The sequence below is a fragment of the Sphingobacterium sp. JUb20 genome (assembly GCF_004342035.1).
In the GTDB taxonomy this organism is placed as follows: domain Bacteria; phylum Bacteroidota; class Bacteroidia; order Sphingobacteriales; family Sphingobacteriaceae; genus Sphingobacterium; species Sphingobacterium anhuiense.
In genome coordinates, this window is record NZ_SLYV01000001.1 from 288325 (window position 1) to 309855 (window position 21531).

21 protein-coding genes are annotated in these 21531 nt (G+C 36.0%); 9 read left to right on the forward strand and 12 right to left on the reverse strand.

Translation table 11 applies throughout. The features are described from left to right. The first annotated feature begins 86 nt into the window (after positions 1-86). On the forward strand, positions 87-596 hold the full coding sequence (locus EDF66_RS01265; protein WP_132839958.1) for a DinB family protein: 510 nt from the start codon (positions 87-89) through the stop codon (positions 594-596). 111 nt (positions 597-707) lie between these two features. Continuing rightward, complete coding sequence (locus EDF66_RS01270) at positions 708-1196, forward strand: PA2169 family four-helix-bundle protein (RefSeq protein ID WP_132839959.1); 489 nt, start codon at positions 708-710, stop codon at positions 1194-1196. Between the two features lie 160 nt (positions 1197-1356). On the opposite strand, the gene EDF66_RS01275 is transcribed toward EDF66_RS01270, so the two are convergent. Next, positions 1357-2214, reverse strand: a complete 858-nt coding sequence (locus EDF66_RS01275) for a bestrophin family protein (protein ID WP_243655968.1) — start codon at positions 2212-2214, stop codon at positions 1357-1359. 193 nt (positions 2215-2407) lie between these two features. Here EDF66_RS01275 and EDF66_RS01280 point away from each other — a divergent pair, with 193 nt between their 5' ends. Both EDF66_RS01280 and EDF66_RS01285 read left to right on the forward strand, forming a co-directional pair. After that, on the forward strand, positions 2408-3142 hold the full coding sequence (locus EDF66_RS01280) for a hypothetical protein (RefSeq protein ID WP_132839963.1): 735 nt from the start codon (positions 2408-2410) through the stop codon (positions 3140-3142). Between the two features lie 295 nt (positions 3143-3437). Next, positions 3438-4358, forward strand: coding sequence for a hypothetical protein (locus tag EDF66_RS01285; RefSeq protein ID WP_243655969.1), 921 nt, complete (start codon positions 3438-3440; stop codon positions 4356-4358). Positions 4359-4603: 245 nt separating this feature from the next. Here the strand turns inward: EDF66_RS01285 and EDF66_RS01290 are convergent, their stop codons facing one another. The 3 genes from EDF66_RS01290 to EDF66_RS01300 all read right to left on the reverse strand — a co-directional run bounded on the left by EDF66_RS01290 (position 4604) and on the right by EDF66_RS01300 (position 7560). Next, positions 4604-5770, reverse strand: a complete 1167-nt coding sequence (locus tag EDF66_RS01290) for an FAD-dependent oxidoreductase (RefSeq protein ID WP_132839966.1) — start codon at positions 5768-5770, stop codon at positions 4604-4606. 28 nt (positions 5771-5798) lie between these two features. After that, the gene (locus EDF66_RS01295) at positions 5799-6554 is read right to left on the reverse strand and encodes a helix-turn-helix domain-containing protein (RefSeq protein WP_132839967.1); all 756 of its coding nucleotides are present in this window, start codon (positions 6552-6554) and stop codon (positions 5799-5801) included. A gap of 538 nt (positions 6555-7092) precedes the next feature. Continuing rightward, entirely contained in the window at positions 7093-7560 is a 468-nt protein-coding gene (locus EDF66_RS01300; protein ID WP_132839969.1) for a PA2169 family four-helix-bundle protein, read from the reverse strand. Between the two features lie 256 nt (positions 7561-7816). Between EDF66_RS01300 and EDF66_RS01305 the strand changes: the two genes are divergently transcribed. After that, positions 7817-8323 carry an ankyrin repeat domain-containing protein gene (locus EDF66_RS01305; protein WP_259192884.1) on the forward strand — a complete coding sequence of 169 codons (507 nt, stop codon included), beginning with the start codon at positions 7817-7819 and terminating at the stop codon, positions 8321-8323. Between the two features lie 105 nt (positions 8324-8428). Here the strand turns inward: EDF66_RS01305 and EDF66_RS01310 are convergent, their stop codons facing one another. The 3 genes from EDF66_RS01310 to EDF66_RS01320 all read right to left on the reverse strand — a co-directional run bounded on the left by EDF66_RS01310 (position 8429) and on the right by EDF66_RS01320 (position 11584). Further along, positions 8429-8896, reverse strand: a complete 468-nt coding sequence (locus EDF66_RS01310) for a ferritin-like domain-containing protein (RefSeq protein ID WP_132839973.1) — start codon at positions 8894-8896, stop codon at positions 8429-8431. Positions 8897-9204: 308 nt separating this feature from the next. Next, complete coding sequence (gene eptA, locus EDF66_RS01315; protein WP_132839975.1) at positions 9205-10731, reverse strand: phosphoethanolamine--lipid A transferase EptA; 1527 nt, start codon at positions 10729-10731, stop codon at positions 9205-9207. Continuing rightward, entirely contained in the window at positions 10712-11584 is an 873-nt protein-coding gene (locus EDF66_RS01320; protein ID WP_132839977.1) for a phosphatase PAP2 family protein, read from the reverse strand. Before EDF66_RS01320 ends, eptA begins: the two co-directional genes overlap by 20 nt. Positions 11585-11799: 215 nt before the next feature. Between EDF66_RS01320 and EDF66_RS01325 the strand changes: the two genes are divergently transcribed. Both EDF66_RS01325 and EDF66_RS01330 read left to right on the forward strand, forming a co-directional pair. Continuing rightward, a complete protein-coding gene (locus EDF66_RS01325) occupies positions 11800-12477 on the forward strand; it encodes a response regulator transcription factor (protein WP_132839979.1) in 678 nt (225 codons plus the stop codon). Continuing rightward, the gene (locus EDF66_RS01330; RefSeq protein ID WP_207898380.1) at positions 12474-13736 is read left to right on the forward strand and encodes a sensor histidine kinase; all 1263 of its coding nucleotides are present in this window, start codon (positions 12474-12476) and stop codon (positions 13734-13736) included. Before EDF66_RS01325 ends, EDF66_RS01330 begins: the two co-directional genes overlap by 4 nt. A gap of 196 nt (positions 13737-13932) precedes the next feature. Here the strand turns inward: EDF66_RS01330 and EDF66_RS01335 are convergent, their stop codons facing one another. The 3 genes from EDF66_RS01335 to EDF66_RS01345 form a co-directional block, all read right to left on the reverse strand. Further along, positions 13933-16320 carry an ABC transporter permease gene (locus EDF66_RS01335; protein ID WP_132839981.1) on the reverse strand — a complete coding sequence of 796 codons (2388 nt, stop codon included), beginning with the start codon at positions 16318-16320 and terminating at the stop codon, positions 13933-13935. A gap of 215 nt (positions 16321-16535) precedes the next feature. Beyond that, positions 16536-17396 carry a polysaccharide deacetylase family protein gene (locus EDF66_RS01340; RefSeq protein ID WP_132839982.1) on the reverse strand — a complete coding sequence of 287 codons (861 nt, stop codon included), beginning with the start codon at positions 17394-17396 and terminating at the stop codon, positions 16536-16538. A gap of 323 nt (positions 17397-17719) precedes the next feature. Beyond that, positions 17720-18439, reverse strand: coding sequence for a hypothetical protein (locus tag EDF66_RS01345; protein WP_207898382.1), 720 nt, complete (start codon positions 18437-18439; stop codon positions 17720-17722). 309 nt (positions 18440-18748) lie between these two features. Between EDF66_RS01345 and EDF66_RS26225 the strand changes: the two genes are divergently transcribed. Together EDF66_RS26225 and EDF66_RS01355 are read left to right on the forward strand one after the other, a co-directional pair. Beyond that, entirely contained in the window at positions 18749-18991 is a 243-nt protein-coding gene (locus EDF66_RS26225; protein WP_132839984.1) for a hypothetical protein, read from the forward strand. 73 nt (positions 18992-19064) lie between these two features. Then, complete coding sequence (locus tag EDF66_RS01355) at positions 19065-19301, forward strand: hypothetical protein (RefSeq protein WP_132839986.1); 237 nt, start codon at positions 19065-19067, stop codon at positions 19299-19301. A gap of 44 nt (positions 19302-19345) precedes the next feature. Here the strand turns inward: EDF66_RS01355 and EDF66_RS01360 are convergent, their stop codons facing one another. Together EDF66_RS01360 and EDF66_RS01365 are read right to left on the reverse strand one after the other, a co-directional pair. Further along, positions 19346-20314 (reverse strand): Gfo/Idh/MocA family oxidoreductase, encoded by a 969-nt coding sequence (locus tag EDF66_RS01360; RefSeq protein ID WP_132839988.1) that lies wholly within the window; start codon positions 20312-20314, stop codon positions 19346-19348. Positions 20315-20321: 7 nt separating this feature from the next. Continuing rightward, positions 20322-21524 (reverse strand): M20 family metallopeptidase, encoded by a 1203-nt coding sequence (locus EDF66_RS01365; RefSeq protein WP_031289285.1) that lies wholly within the window; start codon positions 21522-21524, stop codon positions 20322-20324. Between the last annotated feature and the right edge of the window lie 7 nt (positions 21525-21531).

Genomic DNA, 21531 nt, shown 5'->3' on the forward strand with positions numbered 1-21531 from the left:
AAGGCAGGGTGCCACTCGGAAATAGCGATCGCACTTCCATACGATCATTCATAAATTTAAAATCATGACAACTTAAAACGAAAATCATGGAAAAAATACTGATAACTAATATGATGCAGCAATTGCGAGATATCGAAAGTGCTGATCTATGGATCGATGAAAATTTCGAAAAGAAGCTTACTGAAGTTAATGAAATGACAGCGTTCGAGCGTCCGCTTCCAGACATGCACAGCATCGCCGAATTGATGTCGCATTTGATCGAATGGCGAAAGGAAGTCCTCAGCCGTCTCCATGGAAATCCCCGCGGACTTGAAATGACCGATGCCGCAAATTGGCGAACCAATACAGAACTTGCCAAAAAAGGATGGAAAAATATGCTGCAGGAATTTCATGGCACACAACAAAGCATCATCTACTTTCTGGAAGGCAAAGACGATGTATTTCTATCGACACCCTACCCTTATGCAGGTCCTGCATTTCCACACGATTACCAATATTTAGTAACAGGACTTATCCATCATGACCTATACCATCTCGGACAGATGGGCATAACGATTAAATTCTTAAAAATGCGCGAAATCAATCAGATGGCATAATCATCTTTCAGCTTCATGGCATGTTTTACCCTTTAACATTCACCATAAGTTTAAATAATGAACTAACATTCTTTTAGATTGTTTATTAAATAAACATGAAGAGCATATACGATGGAAAATTTATTGCAGGAACAGGCCTATCTGTTAAATAATTTAGTAGAGGCCAATAATGACCGAATTGCCGGTTATACCAAATATATTGAACTGTTACCAAAAGATACCCACAACGATATTGATAAGTACCTTAGGCAATACCGGGACCAGTCGGAGCAATTTATTACAGACCTCAAGCCCTTTGTCTATGAGGCGAGTGAATTTCCACAGATAAATACTACGATTTCAAGCAAATTACGCAACATGTGGCTGGATCTCAAGAATAGTTTTGTGGAAAATACGATCCAGAGCATCTTAAACGACTGCGAAAAAAGAGAAGATATTTATAAGCGCGTGTATCAGCACACCCTGGAAGAGAAAGAAGTGCTGACATTAGAAGCAGAGCATCTTATTCGGCACCAGGCGATACTGCAGCTTCAGGCTCATGATCATATAAAAAGCCTCCGGGACAAAAATTTAGCGGATTGCTCCTCATTGCCGCATTGATCCGTTAAGATGATTTATTAAAGTGGCGATGCGCAAAAAAAAGCAAGCACCAATCGATGCTTGCTTTTATATTCCTATTTATTTCAATACGTGAATCGATTTTCGCAGTTCTAAAAATCTGGAACTGCTATCCTTAGAATCGAACTCCTAATTCCCACAATTAGAGAATAAAAAAAGTCTTTGGCTTCAACGGCTCCGGTATATGATCTTCTCCAAGCAATTGTTTGATATTGATTTCAATATTACGGGCTATCGCGGTTACGGGTACATCACTTTGCCGATTGCGAAAAGGATCCTGCAGATTATAGGCGGTCTTATCTGCCAGGAAAAACAATGCAGCGATCAGCACCAATAGCGGAATTTCGAAAATCGGGCTGACATCCTGTATCGCGATCGAAAGGGTAATCAGAAAGAGATAGATCGCTCCGTGAAGAAAAAGGCGGTAAGTAACCGGAAATACCGTCGAATTGATCCGTTCGGCTCTACCCATCGCATCTACCAAACGCACCAAAGTCTGATCCAGCTGGACACGAAAAAAATCAGGTATTGCCTGCTTTTCTGATAAGTCCTTGATTGTAAGTGCCTGCATCTGGGTAATTGCCAAGGGTACATTTCGATGCTCCTGTAAATGGTCGAGTTCTTCCTGTGTCAATTCCAATGGTCTTGCAAGCGGGTTGAGGTCGCGAAGTGAATCCCCTAATGCATAGCACCAGGCAATCTGCTTATAAGCGATATCTTTGATCACTCCTGCATATTCAGCAGCGAGGTAACTCTGCATCTGGATAACAAGTGACCGGGAGTCATTGACAATAGCGCCCCATACTTTGCGTGCTTCCCACCATCTTTCGTACGACTGGCTCATTTTAAAAGACAGTAAGACCGATATGGCGGTACCTAAAAATGCAGGAACCCCCAAGGGCATATCCGGAAGCTCGTCGTGCAAAATATAAGTCAATCCATTAAATATTAAGCCAAAAATGGCCACCAAAGCCACTTCCCTTTTAACTTTGTTAAACATATAACGAAAGGGAATTTTAGAAGAGTTTAAAATCATAATAGCTTAACAAATAGTATTTATATCTGTTTCCGACTGCGCTATTTTTTTTGAATTTTGTAGCGGTATGCGGACAGACATAGGAATTACCATTTGATTTCCCGGTTTAATAAAACTTTTAGATATTTGTGTATAATGCCTTATACGATAACCGGGCGTGACTAAATCAAACGTAAACGACAATAGATTGAAAAATTATGCTGACAGTATTGAATACAAAAAATATTTGGAGCAATACAATTACATATTTGATAAAGACTATTTCATCGATCAAGAAATCCATTTTTTGACAGACGAAATCAAATTGACTATTGACAATTACAATCATTCTTATAACCTCACGCACAATTATGGAAAATCAATTAGTTGCCAAAGGTTAACGTTGTACGATAACCATGACAATCAATTATATACCACTCGATATGCTTTTGGAAAAATATTTTATCAATATATCAGGCATTCAAATAACAACGAGTATTTTGTTTCAGGTAACGACCTGATGGAGTATGCTATTTATAACATCACAAAAAACAAAGCATATAAATTTGTCAGTGAATGCCGCATTGACGAAAATTCTGAAGAGGATTGCGACAACGAATTTTGGTATATAAAAGAATGGCTTTATAACCCGGCAAATAATCTGATTGCCATTCATGGACAAGATGGAATGAACTGTTCGACGGTAACCGTCTGTGATTTTACCAACCCGGAAATACTGCCTCTAAAATTTAAAAATCTTTATAAAATTATAGCCGACCACTGTCATGATGGAACTTGCAGTGCTAAGCGCTGGACCGATAATAATCTTTTAGAACTTGAAGTGTGTGAAGAGAATTCAAAAATCATATATTTGTCAGCGCAAGAAATTATAGCATTATTAAACCTAAAATGAAACAAATAAGCACAAACGCCAACCTTAAACCGTTCAAGGTAATGTTAACCCACATCACAATTAAAAACTGTTCAGTACAGAAAAACATCAATCAGTAATTTATTTTTAAGAATTCGATTTACTGACAACACTTTTGAACCAAAAAACCACCAAAATACACATGAAGAAATTTTTAAAAGTCCTTAAATTCACATCGATTACTATTTTAAGTATTTGCGTGCTGTTTATCTTATATTTTTTTATCAGCAATAAATTATTTTTAGAATCTAAAAATGAGGATAATATAAGCTATCTGATGAAAAATAGTACGGAAATCACAAATTCAATTAATGACAAATTATTTGATGATGATTTTTATCAATCAAAGGTTTTCCTTTTGGGAGAAATTCATGGCTACGCTGACAATCAGACATTGGACAGGGAGTTGCTTTTTTTCTTAAATAAAAATGTGGGTGTTAAATATTACATTGCAGAAATGGATAGCATAACAGCTGCAAAACTGAATAATTTCCTGACAGATAGCTTGAAAAATCAAGAAACTTTAAAGGACGTTGTATTGGCAATCCGTAAAAGAATTCCGCAACAATCAAGTCAGGAGCTTTTGGAAAAATGGAATGCTATTTACGATTATAATCAACAGCTAACCGACTCTTCAAGAATTACAGTAATAGGAGTTGACAAGAATGTTGATGATCATTCAAAAGTAGCCAGAGATTCGGCAATGCTCATTAATTTTAAGAATTCAATCAAGCATTTAAAACTTGAAAATGAAAAATTCTACGGTCTTTTTGGTTATTTCCATGTATTGCAAAACACAACTGAAAATGGAAAACAAACATTCGCTTCTGAACTAAAAAAATCGGGTATAAAAACCACGAGTTTTGTTAGCTATACCTTAGACAGCGAAATGTACCTTCCTAAAATTCCGCAATTTCCCACGCCAGAAAATGAACGAGTGGACTGGAGTAATGCAGATGGTCCATTACAACTTGTAAAGGGAATCAATGATTTAAAGGAATTGAGTAAACCAAATTCAATTACGCTATTCAAGTTAAATTCAGAGAACTCACCCTTTCTAAAATCGCAACACCTAATCAGTATAAAATCGAGAGTTTTTGGTGAAAATATTGTACCTCAAAAGGGCACGTTTACAACAGATTATTTTCAATATGTTTTTTTATTAAGAAATTCCAAAGCATTAACAAGCCTGAAATAAGTATTTCAGCTTTTGCTAAAAACGTTAAAATAAAAAAATACCCGGCATGACCGGGTATTTTTATGATCGTAATGCTGATCGCTTATTCAGCGGAGATTACTGTTTCGAGATTAAATATCCATTATTTACAAGGTTACCTCGTCACGCAACATTTTAATGGCATCATGTGCCTCCAGCTGTTTATCCAGCTGCTTGAAGAGTATATTTTTCACCTCGATAGACAATTGATCAAGATCTGTTAACTTCTATTCTTCTATCCCATTAAAAAGATTAATCAGTTTTTCTTGGGCATTTTCAGCATGCATCCATTCAATCATTTCAGACGATGCCAAAGCTTCCTCTGCGGCTCTTTGGCGCATTGAGGTTTCGTAGACTGCAATGGCAGTTTGTAAATCATCAAATTTATTATTGGTAAGACACTCGCTTAATTCAAGCGCATCAAGCATTGCTAAATTTACACCTTCACCCGAAGGAGCCATGATATGAGCAGCATCGCCAAGTACCGTAATATTGGATTGCGCTTCCCAAGTTTGGTCGGTAGGAATACAATATTGCGGACGCATCAGCATGGGCAAATCTACATTTTCGAATAACTCAAACCATAGGCTGTTCCATTCTCCAAATGTTGCTTTAAACCACTTGTTTAATTGTGTTCTGTCTGAGAAGATACTATTGTTGTCCTTTGCCCAATTTTCGTCCATTTTGCTGCTGATGTAAAAGTCAATACTGCCATCGCCCTTTGCGGATACATGCAGATATTTTCCATCGGTATGCGTATAAATTTTTCCGCCTCTTAGCAATTCATGCATATGGGGAGCTTTTGCTTTTGCACTTTCAACGTTTCCTTGAAGAATGGTGATACCAGCATAAGAAGATTGAATTTCTGTTACAAACGGACGAATTTTAGAATTAGCTCCGTCAGCGCCAATTACCACATCTGCCCATGCCGTTTTACCATTCTTAAATGTGATTTCCCATTGCGTAGAAACCTGTACCATGCTCACAAAATGACTGTCCCACACAACGGTATCAAACGCTAGACTATCCACTAACATATCACGCAAATCGCTGCGGTCAATTTCGGGTCTTGCATCGGAGTCTTCAAAATTAATGCTGAATATGTTTTTTTCATGTTCATCGAAAAGGATATTGCCCGCTTTATCGAGTACCCGTCCTTTTTCTGCACCAGCTCTATATTTTGTTTTGAAGGTGTCGAGCAAGTTTGCCAAAGTCAGCGCTTTCAATCCTGAGTTTTGGTGGAGATCAAGGGTTGCGCCTTGTGTCCGTATAGCTCTGTTCAAATCTCTTTCATAAACCTTCACGTCAACTCCTTTTTGTTGAAGTAATCGTGCCAGTGTCAGTCCGCCGGGGCCACCACCAATAATGGCTACTTTTTTGTCTTTTAATAACATAGTCCTGAATTTTACATTTGGTACAAAATTAGGTCTCTGTCAGCGTTGACAATAGTACAAATCGGTCTTTTTTATGTCTGAATAATACTGTCGGCACAACGCAGGAAAATTTTTTCACCTGCTTGATGAAATGATTCTGGTCTGCAAAATCAAGTTCAGGGAAAAACTTCCCTTTCGCAATATGTTCCAAAGATGCTCTGAATCGCAGAATGTTACAATATACCTTCAATGAAAGCCCGAACTGCTGATTGAAATAACGGTTTATTTGACGGCTGCTCCAAAGTATCTTTCCGGAAAGCTCCTTCACCGTTATTTCGCATTTTGAAGCGTACATCAATTCAAATAATTTTCGTTTTCTGCTGTCCATTTCTTTCGGTAACAAAGACAAAATTTTATAGGAAGCCTTTTCGCAAAATGCATCAAAATCGGTTAAATCTTCCGTATTAAAATCCCAAAAATCACTTGGCAAAATTTTTCCTTGATCTAATAAATCAGCTACGGAAAAATTAAAGATATACTCAATTGCGGGCAGTTTAAAACCAATGGCAAAAATTAAAGTTTTTGGAGCAACCTCCACCTTATCGGGCTGTGTGCCAACACCTAAAATACCAATAGTAATTGGTTCTGATGCAGATTTTGATATAAACAAGTCAATTCGTCCGTCGGGCAAAGCGATAGCTTCTTCTGCATATTCCGAAAGATTTTGTAATGCCCAAAAACCAGCAACAAAACCGGCAAGTGATTTGTCGGGTTTCCTGAATTTGTATTGCAAGCTGTTGTTCATTTCTATTTAGTTCATTTGCTGCATTTAACTTTTTAATAACCACTTAAGATTTTAGCGTTTAGCACTTTAATAAAGATACAACTTTATTTCGAGTAGATATATCCATTAAAGATTAATCCTGTTCAAAACAATTGTTGTAAGCCTCTGTTTTTCTCGTCACTCAGCGAATTGGGGATACATTGTGTTGGTATCAATTGTATAAAATGGATTTCTATTTATTTCCCTGGAATGAATTTTCAACTTTTTAACGTATCAAAAAAGAAAATAAAGCTATAAGATATTTGATTGTTTAACCAAATATATTTTTGTATATTTCTCTTGACTTAATGAGTATACACTAGAATTCAAAGCAATAGCCTCTATTATCAAGTCATTAATAGACTTTCTTTTGTGTATAAGGAGTTAACATCTGATCAATATAGCTTTTGCTAAAAACGTTAAAATAAAAAAATACCCGGCATGACCGGGTATCTTTATGATCGTAATGCTGATCGCTTATTCAGCGGAGATTACTGTTTCGAGATTAAATATCCATTATTTACAAGGTTACCTCGTCACGCAACATTTTAATGGCATCATGTGCCTCCAGCTGTTTATCCAGCTGCTTTAAAAGTATATTTTTCACTTCGATAGACAATTGATCATTATCTTCTTGTAGAATTTTTTTGTACGTGTCCTTAAACGCATCCTCTCCCTTTTCACAACTTTCCAATAAACTTTTTCTGTCATTACCTGCAATGGTTACTTTCACACTCATCCACATTCTGAACAGTTTACCGCTTAACATGGTGGCATCGGTCGGTTGTTCACCTTCCAAAACGACAAAAGGTTTCAGCTCTTCAATAAAATGCTGTGATTGTAAGATATATTTTGCAAATAATTGCTGTAAGCTATCCAAACTTAGTGTATGCGAAAGATCTAATGCTGTTTTATAACCTTCCACCCGATCATTATTAATTTTTATCAGGTCATTGATAATTTCTGGGTTGTTCAAATGATTTTCCATAATACATTGAGTTACTTAATAAAATATTTGTACAAGGATAACAACCCATCGGAACAGGAGTTCACCGTTACTTTGATTTCAAGTATTAAAACCACGATCCGGGATAAATTACATGGACAAAGTCTTTTTTACTGTTTTCTGTCAAATAATGATACCAATACTGGTCAAAATCAAGCGTTAATCATCCAGGAAATACAGCTTTTGAAAATTTCATAAATTAATTTTTATCGGCAACTAAAATAGCTCTAGATTGTTATTGCTATACACGAAAGACTTAAATAAAAAATATATGATACAGGATGCGCACATTATCATTCACGCCGCACGGGCAGGCAATATTGAAGTACTAGAAGAACTCATTCGCCAAAAAGTAGATCTAAATAGCCGCGATGACAAAGGGTATAGTCCACTTATCATTGCCTGTTATAATAACCAATATGAAGCTGCACAATTATTACTGAAATCAGGCGCACATGTCAATGCCCAAGATAACGGCGGCAACAGTGCACTGATGGGCGTGGCATTTAAAGGCTATAAAGATATTGCAGAACTGTTGATCAGTCATGGCGCTAATCTCGATCAGCAACATGGAAATGGCGGTACTGCGCTCATGTTTGCGGCTATGTTTGGAAGAAACGAGATCCTGCAGCTTTTATTAGAGCGAGGTGCCAATAAAAGTATTCTCGACGCGAGAGGCTTATCCGTTGCAGATCTGGCTGCCCAACAAGGTAATGATGTCGCATTAGCGCTATTACAAGATTAATAACACATCTATATTTGTCATAACAATAACCCGGCAAGACCGGGTATTGTTATTGTCATCAATCATTCAACTGTGATTCCAATTTGATTTTTCATCGGATATTATTTAAGATGGGACCTTATCGCGCAAACTTTTAATTTCTTTATGCGATTCAGATTGTTTGCTCAATTGTTCCAACAATTTATTACATGCGCCCATTGATAAATCGTTAACATGCTCTTCAAGGGTTTTTTGATATGTTTCTTTAAACGCATCTTCTCCCTTTTCGCAACTTTCTAGCAGGCTATGTCTATCGTTTCCGACAATATTTCCCTTAATACTCATCCACATTCTAAACAGCTTACCACTTAACATGGTTTCCTCTGTAGGTTGCTCCCCTTCTCTAAGCACATAGGGTGTTAATTCTTTAATAAAGCCTTCAGATTGCAAGATGTTATTTGCAAACATATGGCGCAGGGTGTCAAGCTCTAAACCATGAGCAAGATCCAAAGCCCTTTTATAGCCTGCTATGCGGTCATTATTAATCTTTATTAAGTCGTTGATGATATCCGGGTTGTTTAAGTTATTTTCCATAATGAATATTTTAGTTGATTAAACAGTTATAGAAAAAGAACAGGTCGATGCATCGATAGTTCAGTACAGGATTGATTTAGGGTATTTACACAGGAGTTGCGTATTAACCACATATGACCACCGATGTATTATTTTGGAAATCTGCTATAATAACAAATGGAATTTGAAGGCTAATTTTTAAAAAATAAAATAGGTCACAGCATCTTAAGCTGTGACCCGAATTTGTTAGCCCTATGATAATCTTTTACACTATTTTTTTTACTAATCTGGCTGCATATTGCTAAAATAATGAACCTTAATTATTAAGATCACTTAAAAATACTCATACGATCATCATAAATAGGGCTCTGCACACTTAAAAAGTTTAGAACACTATGAAACACATGATTCTGTGTCAGTATTTTATTCGGCTTCACCTGTTTATATCCATCAGATATCCAGACAATAAAAGGTATTTCATACTGTTCTTTTGGAGCAATACCCATAGGGACCCCATGCATGTAAAGATTCTTTTCTCCTAAAGATTCACCGTGATCCGAAACGAAAATCATGGCACTATGACAACCCTCTAATTGCTTTAAATCTTCGATAATCTTCGTAAGTAAATAATCCGTATAGACAATCGTATTGTCATAAGCATTGATCAGTTCCTTTTGAGAGCATTTACCTAAATCAACACTCGTGCATACGGGTTTAAAAATTTCAAATCGAGCCGGGTATTTTGTGCTATAAGTCGGTCCGTGACTAGTGCTTGTATGTAGTATGATCAATACTTTATCCTTTTTACTGGATAAAATCTGTTCCTTAAGTCCGGTTAACAGGATCTCATCATAATCACATCCTTCCCCCTTACAATTTGGCAGTAATGCCTCTCTATTTTGATATTCCTTAATGTGTACAGGTGGCTCACCCCAATTCGATGTTCTCCATACGACATCTACCTGGTTCCGATATAAATAATTGGGCAAGATCTCATATAGCTTATCTGTATTGGTATGCTCCAAAATAGATTTTACACCTGCAGTAGTGTATGTCGCAGTGGAATTAGCATCAAAATGAAATAAATTAGGAATTTTTGAAAGCAATGGATTCGTATTTTTAGGATAACCATATAGAGAAAAATTTTCCCGTCTTGCCGATTCGCCAATAACTAAAACAACAACCGACTTCTGATGATCCTTTATCGTTGCATCCGGCAATAAGATCTCTTTTTCGTTACTCTTATATTTGTCAGAATAAAAAAGCACTGTATTAACCGAATAAGACCAGGGCATCGCCAGTGCACCTAAAACCTTTGAATTTTTATCTATCCACAACCAATTACGCGCATTTGCAAGGACCAAAACAAGAACCAACACTAAAGCTAACGAAGAAGTGATTGCAAATTTCTTCCATTTTACAGTAATAAAATTAATCTTGATAATGAACAAACTCGGGATAACTCCCAATACTACTATATAAAACAACAGTTTTATTGAAAAGAAACTGCTAGATTCAGCATAATTGGTATTCAGTATATTGCCGATCATTGTTTTATCGATGATAACACCATAAGTATTGACAAAGTACACAGCGATAGCATTAATATTAAAGAATAAAATCAATAAAGCCTTACCGACATAACGTGATAGAAAACAGATCAGATAAAAAACCAACGCATTCAAAACAAGCATGAGTATGATCAAGCTCAAGATAAGAACGATACCGTTCAGACTTTTATAATCAACATCATTGAAGACAAATGCAAAAAATGCATAGTGAAAGAATAAAAAATTAAGAGCACTCATCAGTAATGCAAAATGAGCTAATTTCAAATTATTTTTTAACGTAAACATGAATGGTTTTGTATAGAGAAATGATTAAACTTGTTAATGCCACATAAAATATAAACAGATTCTCATTCATTATCTTAGTGATTATTGAAATACAGCAGATCGAAAAAAACAGAATAAAAATTGGATAGTATTTTTTATTACTCACCCATGTCCAGAGATTGTACTTTTTATTAATAAAAATACCTAGAAGGCCTGAAATATATCCAATAGTACCACCGATAATAACATCCAGCGGATAATGTGCCCCTACACCTACTCTTGTAAATATCAGAATCAGTCCGAGACTGATAATAAGTATATACCACAGTATCTTATCGTTTAACTTCTCGGGCATAAAGCCAAATAGCAGTACAGTTAGAATAGTGAAAGCAGTAATGGAATGCCCCGAAGGCAAACTATTATGTCCATTCAGTGTTTTGCCTATAATTACGAAAGTATCATGGTCAAATACTGCTGCTGGTCTTGGTACTGTAAAGATCTTTTTTAATGAGCAGGAGAATATGCATGAAACTAGTGAGGCGGATATTAGAGCTTCCCATACTTTAGGCGCATAAAGCAGTAAAACACTTAATAATGACAGCATGACGATTTCATCTCCAAGTTGGGTAAGGTTAAATACAACAGTCGAAAACTGGGATAATGCCGTGTTCAAAAAATAGAAACAATACTTTTGAATCTGGATGTAATGATCAACGCGTAAAGCGTTTTCTTTATAGAGAAATATAATGATCCCTGTTAATAAAAGAAGGGGCACAATAAATAATGAACACCTGAATTTTAAATAATTATCCTTAACATCTACATTCTTTATGTTAGGAATTGAAAAATTGTTTTTAACAGATTTAGTTAACATATTTTCAAAATTTAACTGATATGTTTAGTCTTTCTTTATTCCGATACTCTACTTATAACTTAGCAATAACAGCTTCATCAGTTTTGCACGCTTTAATTAAAAGAGTAAAGAAATAAAGAGATTCTGTAGGAATGTTGAACTTATACCTTATTTCATAAAAAAACTTCATCATGAAAAAATTTATCAATTTCATTTTTTAACAGCATATTTACATAATGAAATTTCTAATTGTAGAAGACGAAGAAAGTTTAAGAAAAAGCATAGCGCAATATCTTGCTGCTGAAGGAAATATCTGTGATTGGGCATCTAACTACGATCAGGCATACCAAAAGATATCCATTTATAGCTATGACTGCATTTTACTCGACTTAACACTACCTGATGGAGATGGCATATTACTGCTCAAATACCTTAAAAAATTAAATAAAAACGATGGTGTACTCGTTATTTCAGCGCGTAATTCTTTAAATCAAAAAATTGAAGGTTTAAGTTTAGGTGCTGACGACTATCTCATTAAGCCCTTTCATTTATCTGAACTGTATGCTAGAATAATGGCTATAGTAAGAAGAAGAAACTATAATGGTAATAATATAGTCAAATTCAACGAGCTGGAAATCGACACCAGCAATAAGGAGGTTAAAGTTAACGAACGATTGGTGTATTTAACCAAAAAAGAATTTGATCTATTGCTTTATTTTGTTTCCAATAAAAATAAAGTGATTTCAAAATCTGCGGCTGTAGAACATATCTGGGGCGATGATGCAGATATGGCCGATAGTTTAGACTTCATATATACACATATTAAAAATGTTAGAAAAAAACTAACAGAGGCCGGATGTAAGGAATATTTTCATTCGGTATATGGAGTTGGTTATAAATTTACAGACAGATGAAACTATTTACGGGTTATAACCGAATTTTAGCAGGTATAACGCTAGCCGGATTATTGGCAATAGGTATACTATTCTATCAAACGCTTGGACAATACATCAATAAGCAGATAGAAGACCACCTCTATGAAGAATTACTTGAGGTCGAAGACTTTGCCCATGTCAAAAATATACTTCCATCACCTGAAGGTTTTGACGGAGTGATCGTGGAATATCAAAAGTTAGCTAAAATTGCAGATAAGCGTGAAGTACTTGCGGATACAAATTTTTACAATCCCAAAAAAAAGCACCAGGAATCAGCAAGATATCTAAAAACACAAATTCTTTTAAATGGCGAACCTTATGAAGTGAAAATCATTGCTTCAAAATTTGAAAGTCAAGAACAGATCAAAAGTATTGTACTCATCATCTTACTCCCGGTATTGATATTACTAGTACTGCTGTGGTTAGTAAACCGCCTACTTATCAGAAAAATATGGTTACCATTCAAGCAATTGCTCCACAATATTAAAGCCTTCAATATCAATCAGGAGGAAGTATTTACACCCATAGAAACTAAAATTGAAGAATTTAAAGAGCTCAATGATGCGATGGTGGAGGTAACACATAAAATTAAATCTGACTACAGGGAGATCAAATTATTTACTGAAAATGCCTCCCATGAAATGATGACTCCTTTGGCAGTTATCAATTCAAAGTTGGATACCATGTTGCAGTCAAATTCACTAAAGAAAGAAGATAGCGAAATTTTAGAAGATCTCTATCGTGCTACTTCTAAACTTACTAAACTAAACCAGTCTCTCCTCCTGCTTGTTAAAATCGACAATAATCAACTTCAAAGTAAAGAACTTATTAATTTGGAAACATTGATTAATGATAAAATCCTTTACTTTCAAGAGTTTATACAGGAAAGAAAACTGCAGCTGAATGTTAAGCTTGACAAAACCGAAGTTTATGCCAATCGATCTCTGATTGAAATACTCATTAACAACCTATTCAGCAATGCCATTCGCCACAATTTTGATGGAGGAAAGATTGCTATTAATCTGAACAGGAATAGCCTTCATTTTTCCAACAGTAGCGTTCAACCGAAACTTGATCCCAATAAAATCTTCGAAAGATTTTATAAAGATAATGGCTCAGAAGGTACTGGTCTAGGTCTTGCCATTCTGAAACAGGTTTGTTTGAGGCAAAATTACAACCTACTATATACCTATCAACAAGGTTTACACACATTCAATATTCAATTCGACAACGCGTAAAAGGATTCATCTACTTTTGAAATGTTAACGTAAATTAACAACCAACTTCAGAATTGCTTGTGATATTAGCTTCATAAATAAACTTTAACTGGTACTTAAAATATACTCATACGAAACTACTATTAATCCTATTTTTAATGAATGGAATAAGAGTCAAAGAGCTAAATGACCATTAAAAAGAAAAAAAACCTAGTTATTATTCTGACCGGAGTCTATCCACAGGATTTGTCCGTGCAGCTCTAAATATTCTCGTACCAATAATAGCACTACAGCAAAGGACTACAATGAGCAATGTACCAATATAAGGTATTGGTCCTGCAACCGGGTGATACTGATAGATAACCTGAAAAATAAATTTGTTTGTAAAAAGATATCCCAAAGCACTGCCAATAATAAATGCAATCAGCAAGATACGTGCAAACTCCCTGCTTACCAAACCAACAATCTGCATGATCGATGCACCCAACACTTTACGGACACCTATTTCTTTACTCCTTTTATCAATACTCAGCGATATTTGTGCAAATAAACCTGATGCAGACAATAACAAAGTAATCATAGCGAGAAAAAATGAAATAGCCTTAAATGCCTCTGTCATACGAATTTCCTTCTCAATTAGATCGGACTGCAGATAACCTCGATAAGGAGTGTTCGGCATCAGCTTCGACCAAGTTGATTTCAAAAACTTTGTCACTTGCAATAGTTTATCCCGATCTGCACGTATTACCATAAATTTTAAATCTTCCGGTTTAGCCATATGCAATACACAAGGAGGAACTAGACCGTGGAGGCCATATTCTTTATAATCGCGCACGACACCCGCAATTGTATATTGAGTACTATCCAGCGTCACTTGCTGATTAATCGGTTGCTTTAACTGCATCCTCCGCACAAAAGTTTCATTGACTATAATCGACGCATCAACATCGGCACCGGTATTGTAAAAAGACCTTCCTTGTATTAAGTCGATTCCCATAGTATTCAGATAAGCCTCGCCTCCTATACGAGCTACCTGTGTTGAAATTTCATTCTTTTCTGTTTTAGCAGTCTGCGTATAGCTTCCGTCACCGATCTGCTCAACAGTTCCACCTACACTTTTTATCTCCGGATACTGTAGAATTGCTTCCTTAAATACCTGGTACTCCTGCGGACTATTTATTGCTACAACGGACACTTCATGAATAGCATAACCAAAATCAGCTTCTTGCTGAAATGAGGCATTCTGAGACATCACAATACCAACCACCAGTGCAAAACAGGACAGACTAAACTGCGCGATCAACAAAAAACGCGTAAAACGATTTGATGTAGACAAAGCCGTTTTACCTTTAAGAATCAATACCGGTTGAAATGAGCTTACATATACCGCCGGGTACAAGCCGGAAAGGATAGCACAGACTAAAGGTATGCTGAACAGAAATAACCAAAAACCATAATCCCTTCCATAATCAGGTGAAAGATCAAGTCCAGTAAGCTGATTGGCTGCAGGAAGTAATAGCGTAACAAACAAAAATGCTAATAATGCTGAAAAGATACAGAGTACAATGTTTTCAGTCAAAAACTGAAAAATTAACTGTCGTCTCATCCCTCCCATTACTTTTCGTATACCGATTTCCTTTAATCGCTTACTGGCAAATGCGATTGAAATATTTGTGAAATTGAAGCAAGTAATCAATAAAATAAATAGTGACATGATAGCGGGTACAATGACCAGTACACCACGTGGATTAGCAGTCAATTGACTTCCATAAACATATCCAGACATATCAATATCAGAACTTTGTGCTAATTCAGAAAAAGGTTGCAGTGTAAAACCTTTAATCGGCCACTCACTTCGATTTTGGTTATAAATAGCAACATAATGATTTAGCGTACTGATTACAGAACGAGCGTCATTGGTATTGTTCAATTGAACAAAAGTTGTTATGAGATTAGGATTCTTCCAACCATCCAGTCGTTGGTCACTATATACCGAACTATTTTCAAATGAGGTAAGAAGATTAAACTGAATACTAGAATTACCCGGAATATTTTTTGAAACAGCAGAAATCGTGTATTCGTTAGAAATTCCATCACTGCCGATCATTATAATAGATTTTCCAATAGGCATTTGCTTTGAAAAGTATTTAGCAGCAAACGTTTCACTAATTACCAATTGTTTTGATTGGTCAAAATCAGCAAGATTACCATATTTTAATGGAAGATTAAAAAGCTCAAACAGAGATTTGTCCGCATAATGTATCTGTTCATCAAAAGTCTGTTCACCTATTTTTACAACCGTAGAAGTTTTACTAAAACGAGCTATTCGTTTAAAAGGAACCATTTCGCTCTTCATAACATCCGTTATTGGCTGCGGAACTACACCCCATATCTGTTGATTGCCGTCTACCAACCGACTGGTATTTAACCGGTAAATATCTTGCGTTTGATCATGATTTATATCAAAGTTTTCCCTATAATTATAATTGAGATACGACAAGATGCAACAGGCAATTGCAAATCCTAAACCAATAATATTCAGAATAACATAAAATTTATTATGCCAAAAAACACGCAGGGCGATCTTCAAATAGTTCGAAAACATAAAGTTAATTTAGGAATGCAGGCCAATAATTATACCACCTACTTTAGAATAAAAGAATAGGCGTTTAAAGCCATAATAATAGCATATTTAGCAATACCCTATTTAATACAGCATGTGCGATTTCGAACACTTTATTAAAAATTATGTTCATAAATGGACATCACTATATTATATTCTTCCTAAACAAGGCATATCAATTTGATTTTATAGAAATACTATCTGCTGTTTCTAATTTGATCCCAGGTTATTAATTGGATCTTATTTTCTTCTATCTTTAGTCGACATGCTTCACTTGTAAAGTAATCGAAATCGATCTGTCTCCAATGTGAACCAAAGTTAGGATGATTGATTGTAATACCCTTCATTTCATTATCATCGAAAGCAGGATGAATTAATAGCACATTGAAGCCTGGTACTACATTATCTAAAGCACTTTCATAATAACTCTTTAGTTTATATTGTTCAAAAGCAGCATAGTTTCCAATATGAAGAGCATCTGCGAGTAATACAGTATCAAAATTATATTCTTCATCTGTTAAGCAAACAGACGCGGTAAATTCCTTATTTAAGAAAACCGGGAGGTTAAATTGTTTTCCTAAATTAATATAAATCTCCAAAAATTGCGCAGATACGCCGACACTGCACATATGTGAGTCAATATGCGTTGGCTTCAACCCAAATCGCAGAGCTTTCTCGATTTGTGCACGGAGTTCTTTTTCTACTTCTTCCGGTTTAGCCATATTGAATAGACTGCTTCTGTTTTTGTAGAAATAGCCATTTTCATCTACCAAAGACGGGACCTGCTCGATCGGTAATATTGGTCCAAATCTATAATTTTGCCACTCACAAGTAAGTGTAAGATGGATTCCATTGTCATATTGTGGGTTTTCTTTGGCGAAATTGGCCATTTCATAAAACCATGGGCAAGGTACCATGATACTGTAAGAATTCACGATTCCATATTGAAGTGCCTGAATTGTTGCTCTATTTTCGGAATGGCATAGTCCTGCATCATCAGCATGGATCATTAATAATTTACTGTCTTCAGGATATCCCAGTTTTTGAGCTAAATTCATTTTCCGCAGTTCTATGTTTAACAATCTTTGTTAATGAAGCTTTTGCTCATCATCAGCTTCTATACTTTAGAATTAGATAGAACATTTAAATATAAAAACTTCATTTTCATAAGCAATGTAAGAAAAAAATCTATTGAGATCAATAATATACCTTTTGATCGATTAGCATTGTAAAAAATGGCTCAAACTATGGATAAATTGATGATTGAGCTAATCTTTATGATAAAATTTTGAGGGATTAAATTGACACCGATCACAATAAAGAATCTGCTGCTATTATTAATCTCATAACAATAAAAATACAGCTCGGAAAGCATGCGGATTTACGGCGTTGGGCTCACCTTTAGATTCCTGAAAAATCCTTCAGTTCCGATATCGACAAAAAGGCCTAAAGAGCCGTATTGATCAGCTCCCATTTTTAGATCGTTTACAATCAGGTATGGTTGCTTTGAGCCATTGATAAATAATTTGGCTTGATCACCATTTACCTCAATCTTTAGTTTTATCCATTCATCAAGCGCTATTGGCGCATAAGATTCATATTGTCCCGGAGCGGTTGCTCTGGAGTGTGTGAACTTAAAACTAGGATAAGAAAAATACTGAATGGTGCGGTTTCTTCTCAGCTGGTCGTCTGCTGTACTATTGGTAGGGCGTACGTAAATGCTTTCAAATTTTGAATCATCTTTATTGATACGAAAAGCAAGACCTATAAAACCTCTGGCGTGTGCTGGTGCATCAGGAAGTAAACGTGACAGCACATCCACCTCGATCACGCCATTTTTAAAATTGAAATCATTGATCTTAACATAAGTCGCTTCATCATCTTCTTTGACTGCGGCAGACTTCACTACCCGGACAGCTTTTTTACCTTTAATTTGCGTAATCGACATAGACGTCTGTACAGCAGTTAAACGATCCTCATCTAGCTTAATCTGCTGTGCCGTAGCTTTAGTCATCGAAAATACTGTAAAAACTAATATAAGTACAAATACCATGCGCTTAACAATAGGAGTTTTAATCTGCTGTGTTGTATTTTTTATCATATTTAAAACGTTTATGCATTAAGAACAAAATTAAACAGTTCTTAGGGATACTACCCATAAACTAGTTTAAGAAATAACCTTAAACTAGTTTAATAAGCTTTGTGCATTCTTCAATCATTGCCTTGATACTTTTGGAGTATATCTATAAATGCTTATTTCTCATAAGCGACGAATCATCCCGCCTATTCTTGTTATAGCCGGGATAAATTATTTAGTCGAGTAGTGACATCCCATTTAAATAAATATGAGATACAGTCAACATTAAAATCAATATATTTAGCACTTTAATATACAAATCGATAATTACGCATGAAGCCTGATCTTCTTTTAGACGCTATTACAAAGCATGTCAAGCTTACAAAGGACGAAGAAAAAATAGTTGTTTCTCTTTTGAGAGACAAAAAAGTAAAAAAGAAACAATACCTGTTACAGGAAAAAGAAATACAGAAATATGGCTTTTTCGTGCTCAGCGGATGTCTTCGAAGTTATTCTATCGATAAATTGCTCGAATCTCGAAAACTAAAATTGAAAATGAGCCTACTATATCCGTAAAAATTTTAAAACTAAAGTCGAAAACGACCATACTCAAAGTGAAGACAAATCACTTACGATCAATGATAGAAAGATGATATTCAAAGAGATTATCGAAGCTGAAGATAAATCAATGCTACTGGCAGAAAAAAAGTATCCGAAAACGAGTACTAATAGTTCTGACAGGAATGACGATTATCAAAAAAAGTTAGTGAAAAAACTCAAAGTCGCAATCCAAAACAAATATAAAGTTGATGAGAATAGATTAAAAGCAATAGCTCTTGAAGGATTGGAACATAACTGGACAATGCCTCCTATGTGGAAGGATTAGTATTTTAAATATATTGAATAGTTATTAATTAAAAATTAGTGTTCTCAATAAAGCGAAACCGTTTTGCCCTTATCTAACTTGCTCTTATAGGCGGCATCGATAAAAGCGCTAATTTCCAATGTCTCCCGAAAATCAAAAGGAGCGCTGCCCGTCTCAAAAAAATGAACAATATTTTTGAGTAAGGGGGCATAACCTTCAAATTTGCCTAATGTTACAATCTCCTTCTGCGTAAATACTTTTCCTCCAAAATCTTGGGCTCCTTCACGAATAGCCCTTAAACTTCCATAGCGACCTCCTTTCCATCGCCCAATAATTAAATCTGAATCTTGACCGATATAAGAAGTTACTTCCTCACAACCCACACCCATGATCGCAAAGAGCATCTCTACACCATGTATGCCATACCAATAGAGATCTTTATGAGAAGGTTCAATTGGAGCCGGACTATAAACCTCTGCCCCTGTTACCATGCTCTTATCCAAATCTTTTATGCCAGAAAGATAGCGTAATGAACTGCTTGAAAAACATGGAACACCTTCTTTTTTTGCTAATTCAAATATCTTTAAGCTATCCTGATACGAATTCGCGATAGGTTTATCAATAAAAAGGGGTTTTCGGAAACGAATAATCTGTGTGGCCTGATGTAAATGCATATTTCCATCATTTGTCTCCAAGAGAACATAGTCGACCATAGTCAGAAGCGCTTCGATGGTATCGACAATCAAAACATCGTATTGCTGTATTTCTAATATATTTTTTGGTATACGTTCTTTGTTTAAAGGAATGGTCATATTCCCATAGGGATAAGCAGCAATAACCTGATAGCCGAGATATTCATCTGAAAATCGTGATTCAAACAGTGTTTTCGTGAAAGCTAGCGCATGCGAAGTATCTAGGCCAATGATCCCCACTTTTTTGACTTTTCTATCACTTTTTAAGTTTTTCCATGAAATTAGCGTCATCCCTAGGGGAACTAATCCTTTGACAAATCCTCTCCGATTAATCTGTAACATATGATAATTATTTACGAATAGCCCCCAGTAAATCCAATCCTGCATAAAGCATGCTCCCCATCGCATGATGAAAGGATTCTTCATCGACATCAAATGTCGAAGTATGCAGCGCGGAACAACGATGCTTATCTACGTTTGCAATACCAATTAAATAAAAGACTGATGGAAACTGATGGGTGTAATAAGCAAAATCTTCGGCTGCCATCCACCTTTCTACTTCCTGAAAATGGGATTCACCGACATAGTCTAAAAAAACACTTTTCAGTTGTTGCGCAAGTTTAAAATTGTTAACGAGAAAAGGATATCCTCTTCTTACTTCAAGCTCAACTTTTGCACCCAATGTTTCTGGTAATTCTCTAATTACTTTTTCGATCTGAACCAGTGCACGCTCCCTCCAGTCCTCATCAAAAGTTCTAAAAGTACCTTCCATATATATTTCTGCAGGAATCACATTTGCTGCACCATTTGCAATGACCTTACCAAAAGAAAGTACGGATGGTACGGATGGATTGGCTGTACGACTGACAATCTGCTGTAAAGCAGTGAGGAGCTGTGCGCCAATAATCACCGGATCTATCGCCAAATGAGGTTCTGCACCATGCCCCCCTCGTCCTATTATACGAAGATAAAATTCATCACTAGAGGCCATAAAACTTCCAGCACGAAGTCCGATTACACCACTATTCAATCGTGGAGAAACATGCAACCCGATCATGGCCAAGACTTCTTTATCAGGGAAATTCAATTTACCTGAACGAAGAACTGCTACTGCACCTCCAGGGATCTTCTCCTCTGCTGGTTGAAACAGAAGCACACAGGTGCCGCTAAATTGAGATTGAAGTGATTTTAAAATTTGAGCAACTCCCAATAGATTTGCAGTATGAAAATCATGTCCGCAAGCATGCATCACTCCTTCATTTTGAGAGCGGTATGTAACGTCGTTTTCCTCATTGATAGGCAATGCATCCATATCTGCCCTAAAGATCACCACCTGATCAGATACCCCGGCATAGCCTTCAATACAAACTAATATTCCTGTGGTTGCTACTTCCTCAAAAGTCAGTTCCATGGCCTTTAACTGCTCCTTGATATAAGCGGAAGTATTAAATTCCTGAAAAGAAAGTTCCGGATATTGATGGAGATGTCTACGGTGCCGTATTACATCAGGCAGCACCTTGGCTACATATTGTTTTATATATAATTTATCCATGAGACCA

Excerpts from the sequence above, each read along its gene's own strand:
- EDF66_RS01265 (WP_132839958.1), top strand. The coding sequence starts at position 87 with ATGGAAAAAATACTGATAACTAATATGATGCAGCAATTGCGAGATATC.
- EDF66_RS01270 (WP_132839959.1), top strand. The coding sequence starts at position 708 with ATGGAAAATTTATTGCAGGAACAGGCCTATCTGTTAAATAATTTAGTA.
- EDF66_RS01275 (WP_243655968.1), bottom strand. The coding sequence starts at position 2,214 with ATGTTTAACAAAGTTAAAAGGGAAGTGGCTTTGGTGGCCATTTTTGGC.
- EDF66_RS01285 (WP_243655969.1), top strand. The coding sequence starts at position 3,438 with ATGAAAAATAGTACGGAAATCACAAATTCAATTAATGACAAATTATTT.
- EDF66_RS01290 (WP_132839966.1), bottom strand. The coding sequence starts at position 5,770 with ATGTTATTAAAAGACAAAAAAGTAGCCATTATTGGTGGTGGCCCCGGC.
- EDF66_RS01295 (WP_132839967.1), bottom strand. The coding sequence starts at position 6,554 with ATGAACAACAGCTTGCAATACAAATTCAGGAAACCCGACAAATCACTT.
- EDF66_RS01300 (WP_132839969.1), bottom strand. The coding sequence starts at position 7,560 with ATGGAAAATCATTTGAACAACCCAGAAATTATCAATGACCTGATAAAA.
- EDF66_RS01310 (WP_132839973.1), bottom strand. The coding sequence starts at position 8,896 with ATGGAAAATAACTTAAACAACCCGGATATCATCAACGACTTAATAAAG.
- eptA (WP_132839975.1), bottom strand. The coding sequence starts at position 10,731 with ATGTTTACGTTAAAAAATAATTTGAAATTAGCTCATTTTGCATTACTG.
- EDF66_RS01320 (WP_132839977.1), bottom strand. The coding sequence starts at position 11,584 with ATGTTAACTAAATCTGTTAAAAACAATTTTTCAATTCCTAACATAAAG.
- EDF66_RS01325 (WP_132839979.1), top strand. The coding sequence starts at position 11,800 with ATGAAATTTCTAATTGTAGAAGACGAAGAAAGTTTAAGAAAAAGCATA.
- EDF66_RS01330 (WP_207898380.1), top strand. The coding sequence starts at position 12,474 with ATGAAACTATTTACGGGTTATAACCGAATTTTAGCAGGTATAACGCTA.
- EDF66_RS01335 (WP_132839981.1), bottom strand. The coding sequence starts at position 16,320 with ATGTTTTCGAACTATTTGAAGATCGCCCTGCGTGTTTTTTGGCATAAT.
- EDF66_RS01340 (WP_132839982.1), bottom strand. The coding sequence starts at position 17,396 with ATGAATTTAGCTCAAAAACTGGGATATCCTGAAGACAGTAAATTATTA.
- EDF66_RS01345 (WP_207898382.1), bottom strand. The coding sequence starts at position 18,439 with ATGATAAAAAATACAACACAGCAGATTAAAACTCCTATTGTTAAGCGC.
- EDF66_RS26225 (WP_132839984.1), top strand. The coding sequence starts at position 18,749 with ATGAAGCCTGATCTTCTTTTAGACGCTATTACAAAGCATGTCAAGCTT.
- EDF66_RS01355 (WP_132839986.1), top strand. The coding sequence starts at position 19,065 with ATGATATTCAAAGAGATTATCGAAGCTGAAGATAAATCAATGCTACTG.
- EDF66_RS01360 (WP_132839988.1), bottom strand. The coding sequence starts at position 20,314 with ATGTTACAGATTAATCGGAGAGGATTTGTCAAAGGATTAGTTCCCCTA.
- EDF66_RS01365 (WP_031289285.1), bottom strand. The coding sequence starts at position 21,524 with ATGGATAAATTATATATAAAACAATATGTAGCCAAGGTGCTGCCTGAT.